Annotated in this window: 20 protein-coding genes and 1 pseudogene; 3 read left to right on the top strand and 18 right to left on the bottom strand. The window is 42.3% G+C overall.

The window, feature by feature from the left end; genetic code table 11:
* Positions 1–28 precede the first annotated feature (28 nt).
* The 17 genes from rplB to fabT all read right to left on the bottom strand — a co-directional run bounded on the left by rplB (position 29) and on the right by fabT (position 12,888).
* Positions 29–874 carry a 50S ribosomal protein L2 gene (gene rplB / locus HMPREF9703_RS01640; protein WP_004635044.1) on the bottom strand — a complete coding sequence of 282 codons (846 nt, stop codon included), beginning with the start codon at positions 872–874 and terminating at the stop codon, positions 29–31.
* Positions 875–915: 41 nt separating this feature from the next.
* Positions 916–1,206, bottom strand: coding sequence for a 50S ribosomal protein L23 (rplW, locus tag HMPREF9703_RS01645; RefSeq protein ID WP_004635046.1), 291 nt, complete (start codon positions 1,204–1,206; stop codon positions 916–918).
* A complete protein-coding gene (gene rplD, locus HMPREF9703_RS01650) occupies positions 1,206–1,829 on the bottom strand; it encodes a 50S ribosomal protein L4 (protein ID WP_004635047.1) in 624 nt (207 codons plus the stop codon). The genes rplW and rplD overlap by 1 nt, the downstream gene beginning before the upstream one ends.
* A 28-nt stretch (positions 1,830–1,857) precedes the next feature.
* Complete coding sequence (rplC, locus tag HMPREF9703_RS01655; protein ID WP_004635049.1) at positions 1,858–2,490, bottom strand: 50S ribosomal protein L3; 633 nt, start codon at positions 2,488–2,490, stop codon at positions 1,858–1,860.
* Between the two features lie 43 nt (positions 2,491–2,533).
* Complete coding sequence (gene rpsJ, locus HMPREF9703_RS01660) at positions 2,534–2,842, bottom strand: 30S ribosomal protein S10 (RefSeq protein ID WP_004635050.1); 309 nt, start codon at positions 2,840–2,842, stop codon at positions 2,534–2,536.
* A gap of 443 nt (positions 2,843–3,285) precedes the next feature.
* A complete protein-coding gene (gene accA, locus HMPREF9703_RS01665; protein WP_004635053.1) occupies positions 3,286–4,071 on the bottom strand; it encodes a carboxyltransferase subunit alpha in 786 nt (261 codons plus the stop codon).
* On the bottom strand, positions 4,058–4,930 hold the full coding sequence (gene accD / locus HMPREF9703_RS01670; protein WP_004635054.1) for an acetyl-CoA carboxylase, carboxyltransferase subunit beta: 873 nt from the start codon (positions 4,928–4,930) through the stop codon (positions 4,058–4,060). Before accD ends, accA begins: the two co-directional genes overlap by 14 nt.
* 22 nt (positions 4,931–4,952) lie before the next feature.
* Positions 4,953–6,317, bottom strand: a complete 1,365-nt coding sequence (accC, locus tag HMPREF9703_RS01675) for an acetyl-CoA carboxylase biotin carboxylase subunit (RefSeq protein WP_004635057.1) — start codon at positions 6,315–6,317, stop codon at positions 4,953–4,955.
* Between the two features lies 1 nt (position 6,318).
* Positions 6,319–6,753 (bottom strand): 3-hydroxyacyl-ACP dehydratase FabZ, encoded by a 435-nt coding sequence (gene fabZ, locus HMPREF9703_RS01680; RefSeq protein WP_004635058.1) that lies wholly within the window; start codon positions 6,751–6,753, stop codon positions 6,319–6,321.
* Positions 6,754–7,248 (bottom strand): acetyl-CoA carboxylase biotin carboxyl carrier protein, encoded by a 495-nt coding sequence (gene accB, locus HMPREF9703_RS01685; RefSeq protein ID WP_004635060.1) that lies wholly within the window; start codon positions 7,246–7,248, stop codon positions 6,754–6,756.
* 1 nt (position 7,249) lies between these two features.
* Complete coding sequence (gene fabF, locus HMPREF9703_RS01690; protein ID WP_004635061.1) at positions 7,250–8,503, bottom strand: beta-ketoacyl-ACP synthase II; 1,254 nt, start codon at positions 8,501–8,503, stop codon at positions 7,250–7,252.
* A complete protein-coding gene (gene fabG, locus HMPREF9703_RS01695) occupies positions 8,503–9,225 on the bottom strand; it encodes a 3-oxoacyl-[acyl-carrier-protein] reductase (RefSeq protein WP_004635063.1) in 723 nt (240 codons plus the stop codon). The genes fabF and fabG overlap by 1 nt, the downstream gene beginning before the upstream one ends.
* Positions 9,222–10,169 (bottom strand): ACP S-malonyltransferase, encoded by a 948-nt coding sequence (locus tag HMPREF9703_RS01700; RefSeq protein ID WP_004635064.1) that lies wholly within the window; start codon positions 10,167–10,169, stop codon positions 9,222–9,224. Before HMPREF9703_RS01700 ends, fabG begins: the two co-directional genes overlap by 4 nt.
* A gap of 48 nt (positions 10,170–10,217) precedes the next feature.
* A complete protein-coding gene (gene fabK, locus HMPREF9703_RS01705) occupies positions 10,218–11,189 on the bottom strand; it encodes an enoyl-[acyl-carrier-protein] reductase FabK (protein WP_004635066.1) in 972 nt (323 codons plus the stop codon).
* A 22-nt stretch (positions 11,190–11,211) separates the two neighbouring features.
* Positions 11,212–11,436, bottom strand: a complete 225-nt coding sequence (locus tag HMPREF9703_RS01710) for an acyl carrier protein (RefSeq protein WP_004635068.1) — start codon at positions 11,434–11,436, stop codon at positions 11,212–11,214.
* A 40-nt stretch (positions 11,437–11,476) separates the two neighbouring features.
* Positions 11,477–12,421: a beta-ketoacyl-ACP synthase 3 gene (locus HMPREF9703_RS01715; protein ID WP_004635071.1), complete on the bottom strand. Its 945-nt coding sequence runs from the start codon at positions 12,419–12,421 to the stop codon at positions 11,477–11,479.
* 5 nt (positions 12,422–12,426) lie between these two features.
* Positions 12,427–12,888 carry a fatty acid biosynthesis transcriptional regulator FabT gene (gene fabT, locus HMPREF9703_RS01720; protein ID WP_004635072.1) on the bottom strand — a complete coding sequence of 154 codons (462 nt, stop codon included), beginning with the start codon at positions 12,886–12,888 and terminating at the stop codon, positions 12,427–12,429.
* Positions 12,889–13,205: 317 nt separating this feature from the next.
* Between fabT and HMPREF9703_RS01725 the strand changes: the two genes are divergently transcribed.
* Positions 13,206–14,180: an L-lactate dehydrogenase gene (locus HMPREF9703_RS01725; RefSeq protein WP_004635074.1), complete on the top strand. Its 975-nt coding sequence runs from the start codon at positions 13,206–13,208 to the stop codon at positions 14,178–14,180.
* A gap of 542 nt (positions 14,181–14,722) precedes the next feature.
* Complete coding sequence (tyrS, locus tag HMPREF9703_RS01730; RefSeq protein ID WP_004635076.1) at positions 14,723–15,991, top strand: tyrosine--tRNA ligase; 1,269 nt, start codon at positions 14,723–14,725, stop codon at positions 15,989–15,991.
* Positions 15,992–16,010: 19 nt separating this feature from the next.
* Here tyrS and HMPREF9703_RS01735 read toward each other — a convergent pair whose 3' ends face one another.
* Complete coding sequence (locus tag HMPREF9703_RS01735; protein ID WP_004635077.1) at positions 16,011–16,430, bottom strand: TIGR02328 family protein; 420 nt, start codon at positions 16,428–16,430, stop codon at positions 16,011–16,013.
* Positions 16,431–16,593: 163 nt separating this feature from the next.
* On the opposite strand from HMPREF9703_RS01735, the pseudogene HMPREF9703_RS01740 reads away from it, so the two are divergent.
* A pseudogene (locus tag HMPREF9703_RS01740) lies at positions 16,594–17,880 on the top strand (ISL3 family transposase).
* Positions 17,881–17,910 lie beyond the last annotated feature (30 nt).

A 17,910-nucleotide genomic window follows, 5' to 3' on the forward strand; every position in this document is an offset into this window, starting at 1 on the left:
GTATTCCCCAAGTATTCTTCATTAGTGATTATTTTTTACGTTTTTTCGTACGACGACGACGAACAATAAGTTTGTCTGAGTGTTTTTTACCTTTTCTCGTTTTCTTACCGAGAGTTGGTTTACCCCAAGGTGATACTGGACTTGGCATACCAATTGGCGCGCGTCCTTCTCCACCACCGTGCGGGTGATCGTTCGGGTTCATTACAGATCCACGAACAGTTGGACGGATACCTTTCCAACGATTACGTCCTGCTTTACCGATTCGAACAAGTTCGTGTTGTTCGTTACCGATTGTTCCAATTGTCGCACGACATTCAGCTAAGATTAGTCGGTTCTCAGTTGATGGTAATTTTACTAATACGTATTTACCTTCTTTACCAAGTACTTGTGCAGATGCACCAGCTGATCGGACAAGTTGTCCACCTTTACCTGGTTTTAATTCAATGTTGTGAACCACTGTACCAACTGGAATATCTTTCAGTGCAAGAGCGTTTCCTGGTTTGATGTCTGCATCTGGTCCAGAGTAAATCTCTTGTCCTACTTTAATTCCTTTTGGTGCTAGAATGTAAGCTTTCGTCCCATCCTCGTATTGGATGAGAGAAATGTTAGCTGAACGGTTTGGATCGTATTCGATCGTCTTAACAATACCGCGTATGCCGTCTTTACGGCGTTTGAAGTCAACTAAGCGGTATTTGTGCTTGTGGCCTCCGCCTTTGTGACGAACAGTAATCTTCCCAGCGTTGTTACGACCAGATCCACGTTTTTGTGAAACTAATAAACTTTTTTCTGGCTTGTTTGTAGTAATGTCTGATTGAGAAGAAGTCGTCATATTACGGCGTCCATTACTTGTTGCTTTATACTTTTTAATAGCCACGTCATTTCCCTCCTTATTATGATGTGTTTACTGTTTTAATGTTATTCTTCTGTTTGAAAAATTTCGATTTCTTTTGAGTCCGGTTTAAGTGTTACAATCGCTTTACGTTTTTTCTTTGTGTAACCGACGTAACGGCCCATACGTTTTGGTTTAGGCTTAGTATTCATAATGTTAACTTTTTCTACATCAACATCGAATAACTCTTTTACCGCACGTTTTACTTGGCTTTTAGTAGCGCGAGTGTCCACTTCAAATGTGTACTTGTCTAATTCCATGTCGGCCATAGACTGTTCAGTGATCACTGGGCGCAAAATAATATCTTGTGCTTGCATTATTGAAGTGCCTCCTCTACTGCTTCCAAGGCTGTCTTCGTTAGGATTAAATCGTCATGTGCGACGACATCTAGCACTGAAACATTATCAGGGGCAACTACTTTTACTCCCTCGATGTTACGTGCAGATAACTTCGCAAATTCGTTCTCCTTCTCTAAGACAACTAATGCTTTACGTTCCACTCCAATGTGGTCAAGCATGTGTTGGAAGTCTTTTGTTTTTGGTTGATCGAAGTTAAGTTCATCGATTACGATAATTTCATCATCAAGTGCTTTTTGACTTAATGCAGATAAAATAGCTAGACGACGAACTTTTTTCGGCAATTTGTAGCTGTATGAACGTGGTGTTGGGCCAAAGATTACGCCACCTCCACGCCAGATTGGTGAAGTATTAGAACCGTGACGAGCACGACCTGTTCCTTTTTGGCGCCATGGTTTACGGCCACCACCGCGAACTGCACTACGGTTTTTTACCGCGTGTGTTCCTTGACGTTGTGAAGCACGTTGCATAATAATTGCATCGAACAACACATTCTCATTTGGCTCAATGCCAAAGATATCATTGTTTAATGACACCTCACCGTTTGCATCTCCTTGCTGGTTGAAAACTGTCACTTTAGGCATGTGTTAATCCTCCCTTCCTATTATATTATTAGTCTGCTTTTTTAGCTGATCTGATTTCGACCATTGATTTTTTAGGTCCAGGAACGTTCCCTTTAACTAGGATAACGTTTTTGTCAGCGTCTACTCGAACAATCTCTAAGTTTTGGATTGTTGTAGTCTGTCCACCCATACGTCCTGGTAATTTTTTACCTTTGAAGACGCGTGCAGGGTCAGCCGCTTGTCCCATTGAACCTGGCCGACGGTGGTAACGAGATCCGTGAGTTTCTGGTCCACGACTTTGATTGTGTCGCTTGATTACACCCTGGAATCCTTTACCTTTAGACGTACCCGTAACATCGATAATGTCACCTTGCTTGAATGTTTCCACTGTGATTTCTGATCCAACTTCCACATCTCCTAGCTCAGCATCTCGAATTTCTCGAATGAAGCGCTTAGGACTTGTGTCAGCTTTTTTAACATGACCTTGTTCAGGTTGGTTTGACAAGACATTACGTTTGTCATCAAAACCTAACTGTACTGCGTTATAACCGTCTGTTTCGACTGTTTTAACTTGGAGTACGACGTTTGGTTTTGCTTCAATAACTGTTACTGGCACTAATTCGCCAGTTTCAGTGAAGACTTGAGTCATTCCAACTTTTTTTCCTAAGATTCCTTTGGTCATGAGTACACCTCCGTTTTATTATTATAGTTTTTTTAATTTCTAATTATAGTTTGATTTCAATATCAACACCTGATGGTAAGTCGAGTTTTGTTAAGGCGTCGACTGTCTTCGGTGTTGGATTCAAAATGTCTACTAAGCGTTTGTGTGTAAGCATTTCGAACTGTTCGCGTGAATCTTTGTATTTGTGTGGTGAACGGATAATAGTGAACAATTTACGTTCTGTTGGTAGCGGCACAGGTCCAGCTACTTCAGCACCTGTTCGTTTTGCTGTTTCCACAATTTTTGTTGCTGATTGATCCAATACGCGGTGTTCGTATGCTTTCAAACGAATACGAATCTTTTGCTTTGCCATGTTTTTCCCTCCTTCGCTTACTTTTAAAATAAACCTAGCTCCGTGAAAATTTCCTAACACACTCGTTCATGGCAATGCACCCGGGTGTGTCGCAACCTCTCACTTCAACGCTTATATCTGCGCAAGTGGGTACAAAACCTAAGTCACGCAGACACCTAACCATTATACACACAATCTGTCTTAGTGTCAAGAAAAAATAAAAAATCTATTTTATACGATCAATCTTTCTTCCTCATTACCCATTTTTTCTTCAATTAATCTGCAAAACTAAAAACCCACACTGCTTCATGTGAGCTTCTAATGTATGATGCCACTCAAGCGAACGAATGATTTAACCCGTCATCATTTTTAAGAGATTCGCTGTGGACTATGATTGTGTTTTTCTTTAGTACTGTTCATTAGGCTTTACATACGTCAGATAATTTTTCTTCATTATAACACACTTAAAACTTCCGAAATCGTTCTTGACGTTTTTTTAATCGTTCATGAACGGGTTGCTCAGCTAATTGAGTCATTTTTTCATTTATTTGGCGAGTTAACTGAGATAAGATAATCGTCTTATCAATAGAATGCCCGTTATTATCGACTTCTTTAATAACGCGATCGACAATCGCTAACTCACTCAAATCCTTACTCGTTAACTTCATTAACTCGGCTGCTTCCGGCGCACGCTTGGCATCTTTCCACAAGATCGAAGCAAATCCTTCTGGTGATAAAATAGCATACACGCTCAGTTCCATCATCCATACTTCATCTGCTAAAGCTAAAGCTATCGCTCCGCCACTGCCCCCTTCACCCAGAATAATGGCTAAAGTCGGCACAGTCAACTCACTCATGATCAGTAAATTACGAGCAATTGCCTCCCCGATTCCTGCTTCTTCTGATTCTGGAGCAGCATATGCCCCCGGTGTGTTAATTAAAGTCAGAACAGGACGATTAAATTTATTGGCTTGTTTCAGCAATCTACTTGCCTTACGGTATCCCGCTGGTGATGCCGAACCGAAATTACATTGAATATTTTCTTCGACCGTTCGACCCTTTTCAATTCCAATAATCGTTAAAGGCGTATTATTAGCTAATCCTACTCCACCAATAATGGCCCCGTCGTTCCCGCTTAATCGATCTCCAAATTGTTCAATAAACTTCTCTTGACAAAGAGCTTGAATCACATCTCGTGTGGAGATCCGATTTATATCGCGGGCGGTTTTAACAATATCATAAGCTTTCATTAACACCATCTCCTGCATGTATTTGAATGAGTGTTTGAATGACGGATTTTTGTCTCTCACGCGGAACAATCCGATCAATAAACCCTGTCTCTAAAACGCGCTCAGCTGTCTGAAAATCAAGTGGCAATTTAGCCTTAATCGTCTGTTCAATGACACGTTTTCCGGCAAAGCCAATTGTTGCGTCTGGCTCGGCTAAAATAATATCCCCCTGCATGGCAAAACTAGCTGTCACCCCACCCGTTGTTGGATGGGTCAAAATCGGTAAATAAAAGAGACCTGCTTGATGATGTTGCTGTACTGCTTGACTAATCTTAGCCATCTGCATTAATGATAAGATCCCTTCTTGCATACGTGCCCCACCAGAAGCTATATAGAGCACAACAGGTAAGCGCTGTGCTGTTGCTCGTTCGAATAATCGTGTAATCTTCTCCCCGACGACCGTTCCCATACTGGCCATAATATAGCGACTATCCATCACGCCAATCGCAACTGCTTGCTGATTAATCAATGCTTGACCAGTAATAACTGCCTCGTTCAGCCCGGTTTTTTCTCGCTGTTGGGCCATCTTTTCAGCATAACGAGGAAAATCTAGTGGATTAGTTGTCTGCAAGGCCGCTTCCCACTCAGAGAAACTGCCCACATCGACCAACCATTCAATTCGATCATACGCTGCAAAATGCATATGATACCCACAATTAGGACAACAACAATCTGCCTCAATTTGCTTATGCAATAACATTTTGCGACAACTTGGACATCGCTCTACTAAATCATCCGGCACATGAGCTAAACGTTCTTGATCTTTTTCTTCTAAGATTTTATTCAGTTTAATTCCTTTTCGCTTACGAAATAATCCCACTCGCTTCCTCCTTGTCTACTACCTAGTCTGTCATCATCCACGCTGGTAAGAACTCATCTTCTAGCCACTTCGTATGATACTGATCAGCCAGTACCTCTTCACTATAAGCCAATTCCTCCAGCAACTCAATATTCGTCACTAATCCTTCAACAACCACTTCAACCAGTGCTCGCTGCAATGTCTTGAACGTTTCTTGGCGAGACGGCTTGTGAACAATAATCTTAGCAATCATTGAATCATAATAGGGAGGTAGGCTGTAATTGGGGTACACGCCACTCTCCACCCGCAAACCCATCCCTCCTGAAGGTAGAATCAATCGCTCAATATAACCACTCGCTGGCCGGAAGGATTGTTTCGGATCTTCTGCGTTCAGACGACATTCAATAGCCATCCCATTAAATGTGACATCTTCTTGTGTTATGGCTAAAGGCTGCCCCATTGCAATATTAATTTGCTCGCGAACAATATCAATCCCAGTAATCATCTCTGTCACCGAATGCTCAACTTGCAGACGCGTGTTCATCTCCATAAAGTAAAACTGCTGCTGTTCGTCAACTAAAAACTCAATCGTTCCCGCATTGGTATACCCAATAGCTTTAGCTGCGGTTACTGCAGCGTCGCACAACGCCTCTCTCACCGAAGCATCAAGGAACGTAGCTGGGGCCATTTCGATAACTTTTTGATTATTCCGCTGCAAAGAGCAATCACGTTCGCCTAAGTGAATCACATTGCCGTGCGTATCGGCTAACAATTGTACTTCAATATGCTTGGCAGGCGCAATAATTTTTTCGATATAGACATCTTTGTTCCCATAGACAGCCTGTGCTTCCATCATTGCCGCTGAAAACTTATGAGCCAACTCACTCGCATCAGCAACCCGTCGCATTCCTTTACCCCCGCCACCATCAGCTGCCTTCACCATTAGCGGATAACCAATTACTTCGGCCACTTGCTCAGCTTCTTCAACGGTCTGAACTAAGCCGTCACTCCCTGGCGTACAAGGCACACCTGCTGCTCGCATCGTCTCGCGCGCATGTTGTTTATTCCCCATCTGATTAATGACGTGACTACTGGGGCCGATAAAAGTTAAACCCACTTCTTCGCATAAGTCTACGAACTCGCTCTTCTCTGATAAAAAACCATATCCCGGATGAATGGCATCACAGTCCATCTGCAACGCGGCACTAATTACCGCAACTGGATTCCCATATGAGTCCAGCGTTTTTGCCGGACCGATACAGATCGCTTCATCAGCCAGTTCCGTATGAAGGGCCTGTTTATCCGCACTACTGTATATCGCAACTGACGAAATCCCCATCTCTCTCAAGACACGAATAATGCGAACGGCTACCTCTCCTCGATTGGCCACCAACACTTTTTTAAACATATTAATTCGCTCCAATAATAAAGGTCATATCGGCTTCAGCGACCTTCTTATCTCCTACAAAAGCTCGTCCGCGGCCGATTCCAGCATTCTTCTTTTGTTTAATAATATCCACTTCGATGCGCAGAACATCTCCAGGTACAACTTTTTGGCGGAATTTCACTTTATTTAACCCGCCTAAGTATCCTGTCTTGCCTTCAAATCCCTCTTGCTTTAGCAATGGAATACTGCCTGCTTGCGCCATCGCTTCAACAATATAGACACCTGGCAAGACTGGTTCTCCAGGAAAATGTCCCTGAAAAACATGTTCATTAATCGTAACATTTTTTCGACACACAATGCGCTTACCAGGAATTAATTCATCTACTGCATCGATAAAAAATATCGGGAAGCGATTAGGGATAATCTCCATCACTTCTTGGGCTGTTAATACACTCATCTAGTTATCCTCCTTAATTCGAATAAGCGGTTGATCATATTCAACCAATTCCTCATTGGCAACCAAAATATCCACTACAATTCCACTGCACTCTGCTTTAATTTCGGTCATGATTTTCATCGCTTCAATAATAACAACAACATCTCCTGCTTCGACCCGATCGCCAACTTGAACGTAAGGATCTTTATCCGGTGCTGGTTGTAAGTATGCTACCCCTACCATTGGCGATAAAACTTCTACCCCTACTGACTCACTCACGTCACTTGATGTTTCATTATGCAATTTGTCATCTGAAACAACTGATGGGACAGTTGGTGTTGCCTCTCTTATTGCTGGTGAACTTACGGAACTCGTTTCGGCTGGCATGGATACTGGTTGAGAATGAGGAACTTCTTTACTTAATTCAACTTTACTCCCGTCATGTTCATAGCGAATATAAGCAAGACTTGATTGATCCAATTTATCAACCAGAGCTAGTAGTTGATCGTAATTCACCTTACTTCCCCTCCCAACGCTTGAAGCACAGAATCGCATTGTGTCCACCGAACCCGAGTGAGTTGGATAACACGTATTGCAAGTCGGCTTCACGACCGGTCTGTGGTACATAATCTAAATCACAAGCTTCATCTGAGGTTTCTAAGCCTAATGTTGCCGGAATAAACCCATCTTCCAAGGCTTTCACACAGGTAACCGCTTCAATTCCGCCAGCTGCTCCTAATAGATGTCCAAAGTGACCCTTGGAACTAGAGACCGGAATATTATACGCAGCATCGCCAAGAGCATACTTGATCGCTGTTGTTTCTCCGCTATCATTGGTCGGTGTGCTTGTCCCATGCGCATTAATATAGCTAACTTGTTCCGGTGTAATATGAGCTGATGCAAGGGCCATCTTGATTGCTTCACCTGCTCCACTCCCATCAGGAACCGGTGCTGTCATATGGTACGCATCCGATGTCGCACCATACCCCACTATTTCAGCTAAAATGTGAGCTCCTCGTTCTTGCGCACTGTCCAACGATTCCAAGAAGAGCACTCCCGCACCTTCTCCCATCACGAATCCATCGCGATCTTTATCAAATGGACGTGACGCTTTAGTAGGATCTTCATTCGTTGATAAGGCAGTTAAGGCATTAAAGCCACCGATCCCAATCTCATTAATCGTTCCTTCACATCCTCCCGCCAAACACGCATCTAAAAATCCTGCTTGAATTTTCAAGAAAGCTTCTCCAATTGAGTTCGTTGAGCTCGCACATGCGGTAACGATATCCATACTAATTCCTTTTGCGCCTAACTTCATCGAGATATTTCCCGCTGCCATATTCCCAATCGTCAGTGGAACGAATAATGGTGGAATCCGCTTCGGTCCTTTATCAATCATCTTGCGGATTCCATTCTCGATCTCGATTAACCCTCCAATACCAGAGCTAATTAACGTTCCTACGCGACTCGCATTTGCTGCAATATCATATCCACTCATCTTCACTGCCTCAACCGATGCCGCGATACCGTACTGACAGAACAAGTCCATACGTTTGTATTCTTTCCGATCCATCGTCAATGTCGGATCGAAGTCTTTCACCTCGCCAGCAACATGCACACCGACTTCACTTGCATCGAACTTCGTAATTGGAGCAATTCCTGATTCGTTTGCGCGCACTTTTTTCCAAAATTCATCGACATTATTGCCTAGGGGTGAAATCGTTCCAAGTCCCGTCACCACAACTCGATTTAATTTATCCGCTTGTCCCATTAGATGTGTAGGCCTCCATTCACTTCAATTGTCTGTCCTGTCACATAACGATTTTCCATCAAAAACTTAACGGCACTAGCTACTTCTTCAGCTTGGCCAAAGCGTTTCAACGGAATTTCTCCTAACATTGCTTCGGTTACACGTTCACTCATCTCAGCCGTCATATCTGTCTCAATAAAGCCCGGTGCAATAGTATTGACCGTAATACTACGGCTAGCCAACTCACGTGCGAGAGATTTTGTCAAGCCGATAACACCTGCTTTACTCGCCGCATAGTTCACTTGACCCGCATTCCCCATAATACCTGAGACACTGGATACATTAATAATCGTTCCGCTACGCTGCTTGAGCATAATTGGTGTGGTGTGACGAGCCATGTTGAAACACCCTTTTAAATTAGTGGCAATTACTTGATCGAAATCTTCTTCCTTCATTCGCATCACTAACCCATCACGCGTAATTCCAGCATTATTTACTAACACATCGATACGTCCATATTGTTCCTTCACTGCGCTAATCATACGTTCCGCATCAGCAAAGTCACTCACATCCCCGACAATCGTTCCTACCTCTAACTTAGCATCGGCGAATTGTTCAAGCACTTCTGGCTTGAGTGGGCTTCGACTGTTTAAGACTACTTGGTGTCCGTCATCTGCTAACTGCTTGGCAATTGCCAATCCAATTCCTCTTGAACTTCCTGTCACTACACATACTTGGCTCATTCTTTTTCTCCCTTATTTTCATTTAAAAATTTTTCTATCTCTGATACGTCCTCAACTTGACTAATCGCTAAACATAGCGGCGCTTGATCATGGGCCTTGAGCAATTTTTGTAAGGTTTGGCCCGGCCCAATTTGGATCAGATGCGTTACCTCCGCTTGAATCAGCCAGTCAATTGTTTGCTCCCACTGTACGGGTTCGATTAAGTGACGCACCAATGTTGACTTCAATGTCTCTAAATCATGTGGCTCCACCGTTGTATTGCTAATAACAGGAGCACATCCCGGTTGAAGTTCATACGAATCCAGTAGCGCTTCTAGGGGTTGACAAGCAGCTGCCATTAGCGGCGTATGGAAGGGACCTTCCACTTTTAAAGGCAATCCTTTACGATAGCCAGCTGCTTTTGACGCTTGATTGAACAGCTTTAAGCTTGACTTCGGCCCGGCCAGAATAATTTGCTCGGGCGAATTGAAGTTTGCTAAATAAGTCTGTGGCAAATCTTCCACTAAATGTTCGACCACTTCCCGCGGCATACCAATTACAGCTAACATTTGCATCGGTTCATCTTCGGCAATATCCTTACATACATCGCTCATCACTTGACCCCGCTCGAACAATAAGCGTAATCCATCAGACACCGTGAAAATCCCACTCGCCATTAGTGCTGCATATTCGCCTAAACTTAACCCCGCCATATAATCAACTTGCGGTAGAATTTCTCGAATGCTTGCCCAGATTGCTAAACTCACCGTCCCAATAGCAGGCTGGGCGTACTTCGTCTGACGTAACTTCGAAAAATCCTCACTCACTAACTGCACCATATCAAGACCTGTCGCTTCACTTGCTTGGTTAAAGACAGCCCGTGCTTCTGGGAAGTGTTCTCTAAAATCTAGACCCATCCCCTCGAACTGAGCACCTTGTCCATTAAATATGACTGCTACCTTCATTCTTATCCTTCTCCTATCGCCTGATTCAGACACTTCATCTAATACATTTTACGCATCATCTTGGGTAAAGCACGCTTGACAACGACGATAAGCTTGTTGGGCGCCATCGATATAGTCTTGAATCATCTCTGCCACGGTTTCTTCTTTCTTCACTAAGCCAGCGATTTGCCCAGCCATCATTGATCCTTGCTTGATATCCCCATCGACAACCGCTCGTCTTAGCGCGCCTTTACCTAATTTTTCCATTTCAGAAAAATCTGGTTCATCTTCACTTGTCTGAAGTCGTTCCAGTTCCAAGTAATCAGTCGTTAGTTGATTACGCAAGACACGCACGGGATGACCGGTAATTTGGCCAGTTACAACGGTTGCGATATCGTTTGCCTTTAGAATTTTTTGTTTAAAGTTTTGGTGGGCATTGGATTCTTTTGATACGACAAAACGTGTCCCAACTTGAATCGCTTCAGCCCCTAACATCAAGGCAGCCGCCAATGACTCGCCATTCCCGAAGCCACCTGCTGCGATAACGGGAATATCAACCGCTTCAACAACTTGCGGTAATAAAGTCAGCGTTGTCGAACGACCAATATGACCGCCTGCTTCCATTCCTTCGATAACAATCGCATCCGCACCTATTCGTTCCATCCGCTTCGCTAATGCCACCGATGCCACTACTGGAATCACGCGGATTCCCGCTTCTTGGAAACGTTTCATGTATTGACTGGGGTTCCCTGCCCCCGTTGTGACAATCTTGACGCCTGATTCTTCAATAATATAGTCAATCACTTCTTCAATATGCGGATTTAACAACATCGCATTAACGGCAAATGGCTGATCCGTCAATTCTTTCATCTTATCAATTTTTTCTTTCACAACTTCGCGCGAATCATGTCCTGTTCCCACAATACCTAACCCGCCTGCGTTAGACACCGCACTTGCTAAATCGGCATCCGCCACCCAAGCCATCGCACCTTGGATGATTGGGTATCGAATGCCGAGTAACTCTGTTATTGCTGTTTTCATAAACACACAATCCTTTATACTCTTAACCGATTAATTGCTCCACGTAATCTACTAACTCGCCTACTGTTTGTAAGTTCAAATCTGTATCAATCGTAATATCATACTCATCTTCAATATCTGAAATAATTTGGAAAATATCTAAACTATCTGCATCCAATCCATTTTCTAAATCGGTCTCTTTCGTTACTTCACTTTCGTCAATTCCTAATTGCTCAACAATAATATCTTTCACTGTTTCAAATACCATACGTAATTCCTCCATTATAATTGTTTGTTTTTATTCGTTTTTAAAGTTTAAAATAATTGATACCATAGGCTAATCCGCCACCGAAGCCAACCATCACAATCTGTTGCTGGTCTGACAGTGTTATTGTCCCTGCCTGAACTAAGTCATCCAATAAGATCGGAATACTAGCGCTTGACGTATTAGCGACTTCTGCAATATTGGCCGGAATCTGCTGTCGATCAATGCCTAACTTCTGACTCATCACATCGAGTAAGCGATCATTCGCCTGATGACTAAGCACGTAATCATATGATCCATTCAATTCATCGATAAACTTAGCCAAGCCCGGAATCACTGCCCGGACCACGAAGTTGAACACATCTCGCCCTAGCATCGTCAAGTACTGTCTATCTGGCACCGTCTTATCGAGCGTAATCGCATCCTTCGTATCCTCTAATGCCACTAACTGACTGCGATAGCCCGGCAATCCCGCACCATCACAAGCGATGAGTAAACCGCCCGCTCCGTCACCAAAGATAATGCTCGATGTTCGGTCACTTAAGTCTAAAATTTGACTCATTTTATCTGCACCAATAACTAATACATATCCTGATTCATACGTTCGGCTCATCCGTTCAGCAATATCAACTGCCATCGTAAAACCACTACATGCTCCACTAATATCAAATCCCCAAGCTTCCGCAATACCCAGATTAGCTTGCACTTGATTCGCTATACTCGGTGTCGGATTTCCACTCGACATACTCGCGACGATAATTAAGCGAATATCTTCTTTAACATCCGGGCCAACGTTTGCTATAATAGCTCGCGCTGCTTCAGTCGCCAAGTCTGCAACAGATTCCCCTTCTGCAAAGCGACGCGCCTTTACTCCCGTTCGTTGAACAATCCACTCATCACTCGAATCAATCCCTGCTTGGGCAATCAACTGTTCATTCGTTAAGCGATTAGCCGGCAAATATTGCCCTGTTGCTACTACTTTACTCACATTAACTACTCTTTTCTTTGCTGGTTTTTGAGATCGTTGAGAAACTCGTGTAAATTACGCAACCCCCGAATAAGCACCTGCGCTTCTTCTGGATCAAATCCCGTCAATGATTCTTCAACCATTCTCATATGAAATTTGTGATGCAATCGGTAAATTAACTTGCCTCGCTTGGTCAACGCCAACTTCACCACGCGCCGATCTGTTTCTGACTTTACTCGAGTAACGTAGCCTTTCTTCACTAAGTTCTGTATCGAGACCGTTAATGTACCTGGTGTAATATCCAAGCGTTTTGCTACTTGGGCGGAATTCAAGTCACCTGAGAGCCCAATCGCTTCGATTGTATGCATCTCTTTTACTGATAAATCCGAGAATTCACTGCGACTGATCGCCTCCTCCTCAATAGACAATACCTCATTAAAGATCATCACCAAGTACTCATTTACCTCATTCATCGTCTGATGATCCATTCTTTACCTCCTTTTTATTTTGATTATCAAACTATTTGATACTCAAATTTTATCGCTTATTTATTTGATTGTCAAACTATTTTGTTAACTTTTTTTAGAAAACTATATTTTTTTACAACTTTCACACTTTATTCCCATCTTATTCACTTCATATGTGCCAATATAACCTTATTTTTTACAACGTACAATTTTGAATTCCCGCTTAATAACTTAAGCGCTACCGCAACTATTTTCACCAAATAAAAGACTCTCAATTGATTTTTAGCATAAAAACTGACTATAATAAAATTATACTAAAGAAAGTAGGAGATGTCTTAATGACTCAATCAGAGAAAAAACATAAAAAAATTATTCTTATCGGAAACGGTGCGGTCGGTTCAGCCTATGCGTACGCGCTCGTCAATCAAAACATCGGTCAGGAATTAGGAATCATTGATCTTGACCCATTCAAAGTAGAAGGAGATGTCATGGACTTAAACAGTGCCCTCGCCTTCACTGCACCAAAAGATATTTACGTTGCTGATTACAGTGATTGTGCCGATGCTGATTTAGTCGTCTTCACAGCTGGGGCCGGCCAAAAACCAGGCGAAACTCGCTTAGATCTAATCCATAAGAATCTAAAAATTACGAAAACCATTGTCGATCAAGTCATGGCTAGTGGCTTCAATGGTATCTTCCTCGTTGCCTCGAACCCTGTTGATATCTTATCTTACGCTGTTCACAAGTTCTCTGGTATGCCAGCTCACAAAGTTGTTGGCTCTGGAACTTCTCTCGATAGTGCCCGCTTCCGCATTGAACTGGCTAAACGTCTTAACATCGATGCCCGTAACGTTCACGGCTACATTATCGGTGAACACGGCGATACTGAATTCCCCGTCTGGTCACACGCTAACATTGCTGGTTTGCAGATTACCGAATGGCTTGAAACAAACCCGCTCGAAGACGAGGGCGAATTGCTTGAAATCTTCGAAGCTGTTCGTGATCAAGCGTACCACATCATCGAACGAAAAGGTGCAACCTATTACGGAATCGGTGCAGCTCTGGCAAAAATTACCCAAGCCATCTTCAACAATGAAAATTCCGTCCTACCACTCTCTGTCTTATTAGAAGGCGAGTACGGTCATGATGATATTTACATCGGTACACCAGCGATTATTAACGATCGCGGCGTCAAACGCGCTATCGAAATTCCGCTAAATGATTACGAACAAGGAAAAATGAACCACTCGATCAACACCTTGCGTAAATTCATCCAAGACGCTCGCGAAAAAGCACCAGAACTCGGACTATAAAAATAGAGTCTAAAAAAGCCAACCCGATCTGTCGTGGTTGGCTTTTTGGTATTGTCATAGAAGGCTTCACAACTCTATCCACTAACAATACTTAAAGTATAAATCGTTAATCATTATTTTTATAGTTCACTTCTATCTAATGACATCTAATGACACAGATTAGTTCAATATAACCAATAGTTAAATCAAATATTTTATTAGTTAGCTTTTAATTTTTATTCTGCCGACACAAAACTATGTGATAGTCTATCAGCTATCAGCGTGCCGAATTTAATAGAGTTGACATGACGTAGATTAATCGCTATACTAAGAGGTGTTATCTAGTAGCGAAGGTATCCCTTTTACAGAGAGTTGGCGGTGGTGGAAGCCAATATATATGCCGGAGTGAATTACATGTATCGCGAGCCAGCGTTATCGGCCAGAGTGAGGCAGTTAAGTGCCTAATGTGGGTGGTACCACGGCTAGAGTCGTCCCTAAGAAGTGTTGAGCTTTTTAGCGGGCTTTTTTTATATCATGATTTAACTTTTATAGGAGGAATTCGGATGAATATTATTGATGAATTACAGTGGCGCGGAGCCATTAATCAACAGACAGATGAGGATGGGTTGAAGGAACTAACGGAGAAGCAGTCGATTGCACTGTATTGCGGGGTTGATCCGACGGGCGATAGTATGCATATTGGGCACCTCATTCCCTTCATTATCTTGAAACGATTCCAGATGGCTGGGCATAAGCCAGTTGTCTTAATTGGAGGCGGAACTGGTTCTATCGGAGATCCAAGTGGGCGAAATTCTGAGCGTCAACTCCAAACTAAAGAAACTGTTCAGCACAATGTTGACAAACTAAGTGCCCAAATGCGTAAATTATTCAAAGCGGGTGAAGCAGAGTCCGGGATTCGTCTCACTAATAATGCAGATTGGCTCAGTCCACTGAGCTTTCTTGACTTCTTACGCGACTACGGGAAAGAGTTCAATATCAATACCATGCTGAGCAAAGATGTTGTGGCTAGTCGCTTAGAACAAGGGATTTCATTTGCTGAATTTAGCTACCAAATTATTCAATCCATTGACTTCTTGCACTTATACCGCCACGAAGATGTTCAACTCCAAATTGGTGGGAGTGATCAGTGGGGGAATATTACGGCTGGACTTGACCTGATTCGCAAAAAAGAAGGTCACGAAGCAGAAGCATATGGCTTAACCATTCCACTACTGTTAAAATCAGACGGTACTAAATTTGGCAAAACAGCAGGCGGCGCAATTTGGCTCGACCCCGAAAAAACAAGCCCTTACGAATTTTACCAATTCTGGATCAACCAACAAGATGCTGATGTCGTGAAATACTTGAAATACTTCACCTTCTTGGACCAAACAGAAATCGCCAAACTGGAACAGAGCCTCACCGATGAACCATGGAAGCGCCAGGCTCATAAAGCTTTAGCTGAAGAAATGACTCGCTTCGTTCACGGCCAAGCTGCACTCGATGAAGCTATCCAAATTACCGAAGCACTTTTCTCCGGTGAAATTGCCGACTTAACAGCTGAACAAATTGAAGAAACATTTGGCGACGTGCCAACTTCTGAAGCAACGCGCGGTGAACATGATATTGTCGAGTTCTTAGCTGATATCACCGGCATCTGTAGCTCTCGCCGGGAAGCCCGTGAATTCATCGAACAAGGCGCGATTACAATTAGTGGTGAAAAAGTGACTGATCTTGACTACACCATCTCCAGCACAGATACTTTCGATGATCGCTTCATTATCGTCCGTCGCGGCAAGAAAAAATACTACCGTGTAAACTTAACTGATTAATGAATAAGAGGTTATCCTTCTATATAGGATAACCTCTTTTATTATCTACTATTTTTTCAGACTGCTTCATTCTGACTGATAACTTAATTCCCTTGTCGGCCAAGTTTTCTAAACATTCTGCCAGATAAGTTGCATTATGTTCCGGATAAATGGGTTTTGTAGGTGTGACTGGTTCAAGTTCACGATAAGGAGCACAGGCTTTCCCCCGATATAACGGATCTTCCCAACGTTCATCTGGCTGATACGTGCGCGACTTCATCTCCTCCATAATAAGCTGATGATACTGATATAACTTATACGGACTATAATCGAACACATATTGAACCGTAGCGTGCGGACGATTCCATCCCTTCCCACGTAATGCACAACATTCGCGATGTTGCCCGAGTAATTGCTGCCGGGGCAAATCACTAATTAATGTTTCGTGCCATAATCTCATCGATTCGATCGACCTCCTTTCTCAATAAAAAAAGCGGTTCTACAACTTTTGGTGTTGGTGAGGATTTTCCTCGCTAGCACCTTTTTATGCATTAAACTAAAAAACATGCGAGATTTCCTTTAAAATAAAGTCAACTAAACCAAAATTAAAGGAGAAATCTCACATGTCTAAAACTAATTCTATACTAAATTTGATTGGTATTCAAGATGAAAATACAAAACTAATTGAAAAAAATCCTATTAAAACGTCCGGTCCTAACGAGATTATTTATGCAACGTTGACGTATCAGCCTCAAGGCTGCTGTAAATGTGGCATTAAAAATGATGGATCCATCATTATAAAATATGGGACAAAGACCTCTCGAATCACATTATCTGGCCTAGAAAAGAATCGTTATCTTGTGCTGAAAAAGCAACGATTTCAATGCAAGGCTTGTGGGCAAACTTTCATTGCTCAAACCTCAGTGGTCGATAAATATTGTTATATCGCCAATCAAGTGAAACGAAAATCATTAGACCTCTCGAGAGAAACAATTTGTAAAACGACAAATGCTCGTTTATGTCATATTAGTGAGGCAACTGTTCAACGCATTTGTAATGCTGAGGCCCTTAAATATAAAGGATATGGACAACGACTACCTAGTAATATTGGGATCGATGAATTTCGCTATCGCAACCAAACAATGGCATTTGATTATATAGATAATGATTCAGGAAATATCTTAAGTATTCTACCAAATCGTCGGATAAAAGATATTAAAGACCATTTTTACAATCGGTACAATCTGAAAGAACGAAAAAAGGTCCAGACCGTAACGACTGATTTAAATGCAGGATATATTCATATGATTCCTGAACTGTTTCCCAATGCCACGATCATATTAGACAGATTTCATCTCGTCCAACTGATGGTTCGTGCCTTAGATCGTACCCGAATTAAGGTGATGAATCGCCTTAAAAAAGGAAATAACACAGATCAAAAACGATACCGCCGGTTAAAACGGTATGGAAAAATGCTTAAATTAAAATCAAAAGATATCTCATTTACAGACTATAAACTGTATTATTTATTCGGTTATTTTACCGCACAAATGATTGTTGATAAATTACTTGCCTACGATGAACTATTAAAACGGACGTGGGAGGTCTATCAATGCTTTATGCGGGCTGTTGATCAACGTGATGGTGTCGCTATGAGTACACTAATCCATACAAATTGATCAGGTATATCTCCGTTTATGCGCAAATCACTCCGTACCCTTAAGAAATACAGTCATTTATTAACCAATGCCATAGAAAGCCCATATTCAAATGGCTTAATTGAAGGGACCCATAATACTATTAAACGTATGACTCATAATGGATGTGGCTATCGTAATATTGAAAATTTATCCAACCGCATCCTGATCATGAATAACCTAAAAACAAAATCAAGAAAAGCTGCCGTATAATACTTAATAAACGGTTATCTAAGTACAACA

The organism is Dolosigranulum pigrum ATCC 51524, assembly GCF_000245815.1.
GTDB classification, from domain to species: domain Bacteria; phylum Bacillota; class Bacilli; order Lactobacillales; family Carnobacteriaceae_A; genus Dolosigranulum; species Dolosigranulum pigrum.

What these genes read in the sequence shown, in the direction of transcription:
- fabT (WP_004635072.1), bottom strand. Translation starts at nt 12,888, where the DNA reads ATGGATCATCAGACGATGAATGAGGTAAATGAGTACTTGGTGATGATC.
- HMPREF9703_RS01710 (WP_004635068.1), bottom strand. Translation starts at nt 11,436, where the DNA reads ATGGTATTTGAAACAGTGAAAGATATTATTGTTGAGCAATTAGGAATT.
- accA (WP_004635053.1), bottom strand. Translation starts at nt 4,071, where the DNA reads ATGAAAGCTTATGATATTGTTAAAACCGCCCGCGATATAAATCGGATC.
- rplW (WP_004635046.1), bottom strand. Translation starts at nt 1,206, where the DNA reads ATGCAAGCACAAGATATTATTTTGCGCCCAGTGATCACTGAACAGTCT.
- rplC (WP_004635049.1), bottom strand. Translation starts at nt 2,490, where the DNA reads ATGACCAAAGGAATCTTAGGAAAAAAAGTTGGAATGACTCAAGTCTTC.
- rpsJ (WP_004635050.1), bottom strand. Translation starts at nt 2,842, where the DNA reads ATGGCAAAGCAAAAGATTCGTATTCGTTTGAAAGCATACGAACACCGC.
- fabZ (WP_004635058.1), bottom strand. Translation starts at nt 6,753, where the DNA reads ATGAGTGTATTAACAGCCCAAGAAGTGATGGAGATTATCCCTAATCGC.
- HMPREF9703_RS01725 (WP_004635074.1), top strand. Translation starts at nt 13,206, where the DNA reads ATGACTCAATCAGAGAAAAAACATAAAAAAATTATTCTTATCGGAAAC.
- HMPREF9703_RS01700 (WP_004635064.1), bottom strand. Translation starts at nt 10,169, where the DNA reads ATGAAGGTAGCAGTCATATTTAATGGACAAGGTGCTCAGTTCGAGGGG.
- tyrS (WP_004635076.1), top strand. Translation starts at nt 14,723, where the DNA reads ATGAATATTATTGATGAATTACAGTGGCGCGGAGCCATTAATCAACAG.
- accC (WP_004635057.1), bottom strand. Translation starts at nt 6,317, where the DNA reads ATGTTTAAAAAAGTGTTGGTGGCCAATCGAGGAGAGGTAGCCGTTCGC.
- fabF (WP_004635061.1), bottom strand. Translation starts at nt 8,503, where the DNA reads ATGGGACAAGCGGATAAATTAAATCGAGTTGTGGTGACGGGACTTGGA.
- fabG (WP_004635063.1), bottom strand. Translation starts at nt 9,225, where the DNA reads ATGAGCCAAGTATGTGTAGTGACAGGAAGTTCAAGAGGAATTGGATTG.
- rplD (WP_004635047.1), bottom strand. Translation starts at nt 1,829, where the DNA reads ATGCCTAAAGTGACAGTTTTCAACCAGCAAGGAGATGCAAACGGTGAG.
- HMPREF9703_RS01735 (WP_004635077.1), bottom strand. Translation starts at nt 16,430, where the DNA reads ATGAGATTATGGCACGAAACATTAATTAGTGATTTGCCCCGGCAGCAA.
- fabK (WP_004635066.1), bottom strand. Translation starts at nt 11,189, where the DNA reads ATGAAAACAGCAATAACAGAGTTACTCGGCATTCGATACCCAATCATC.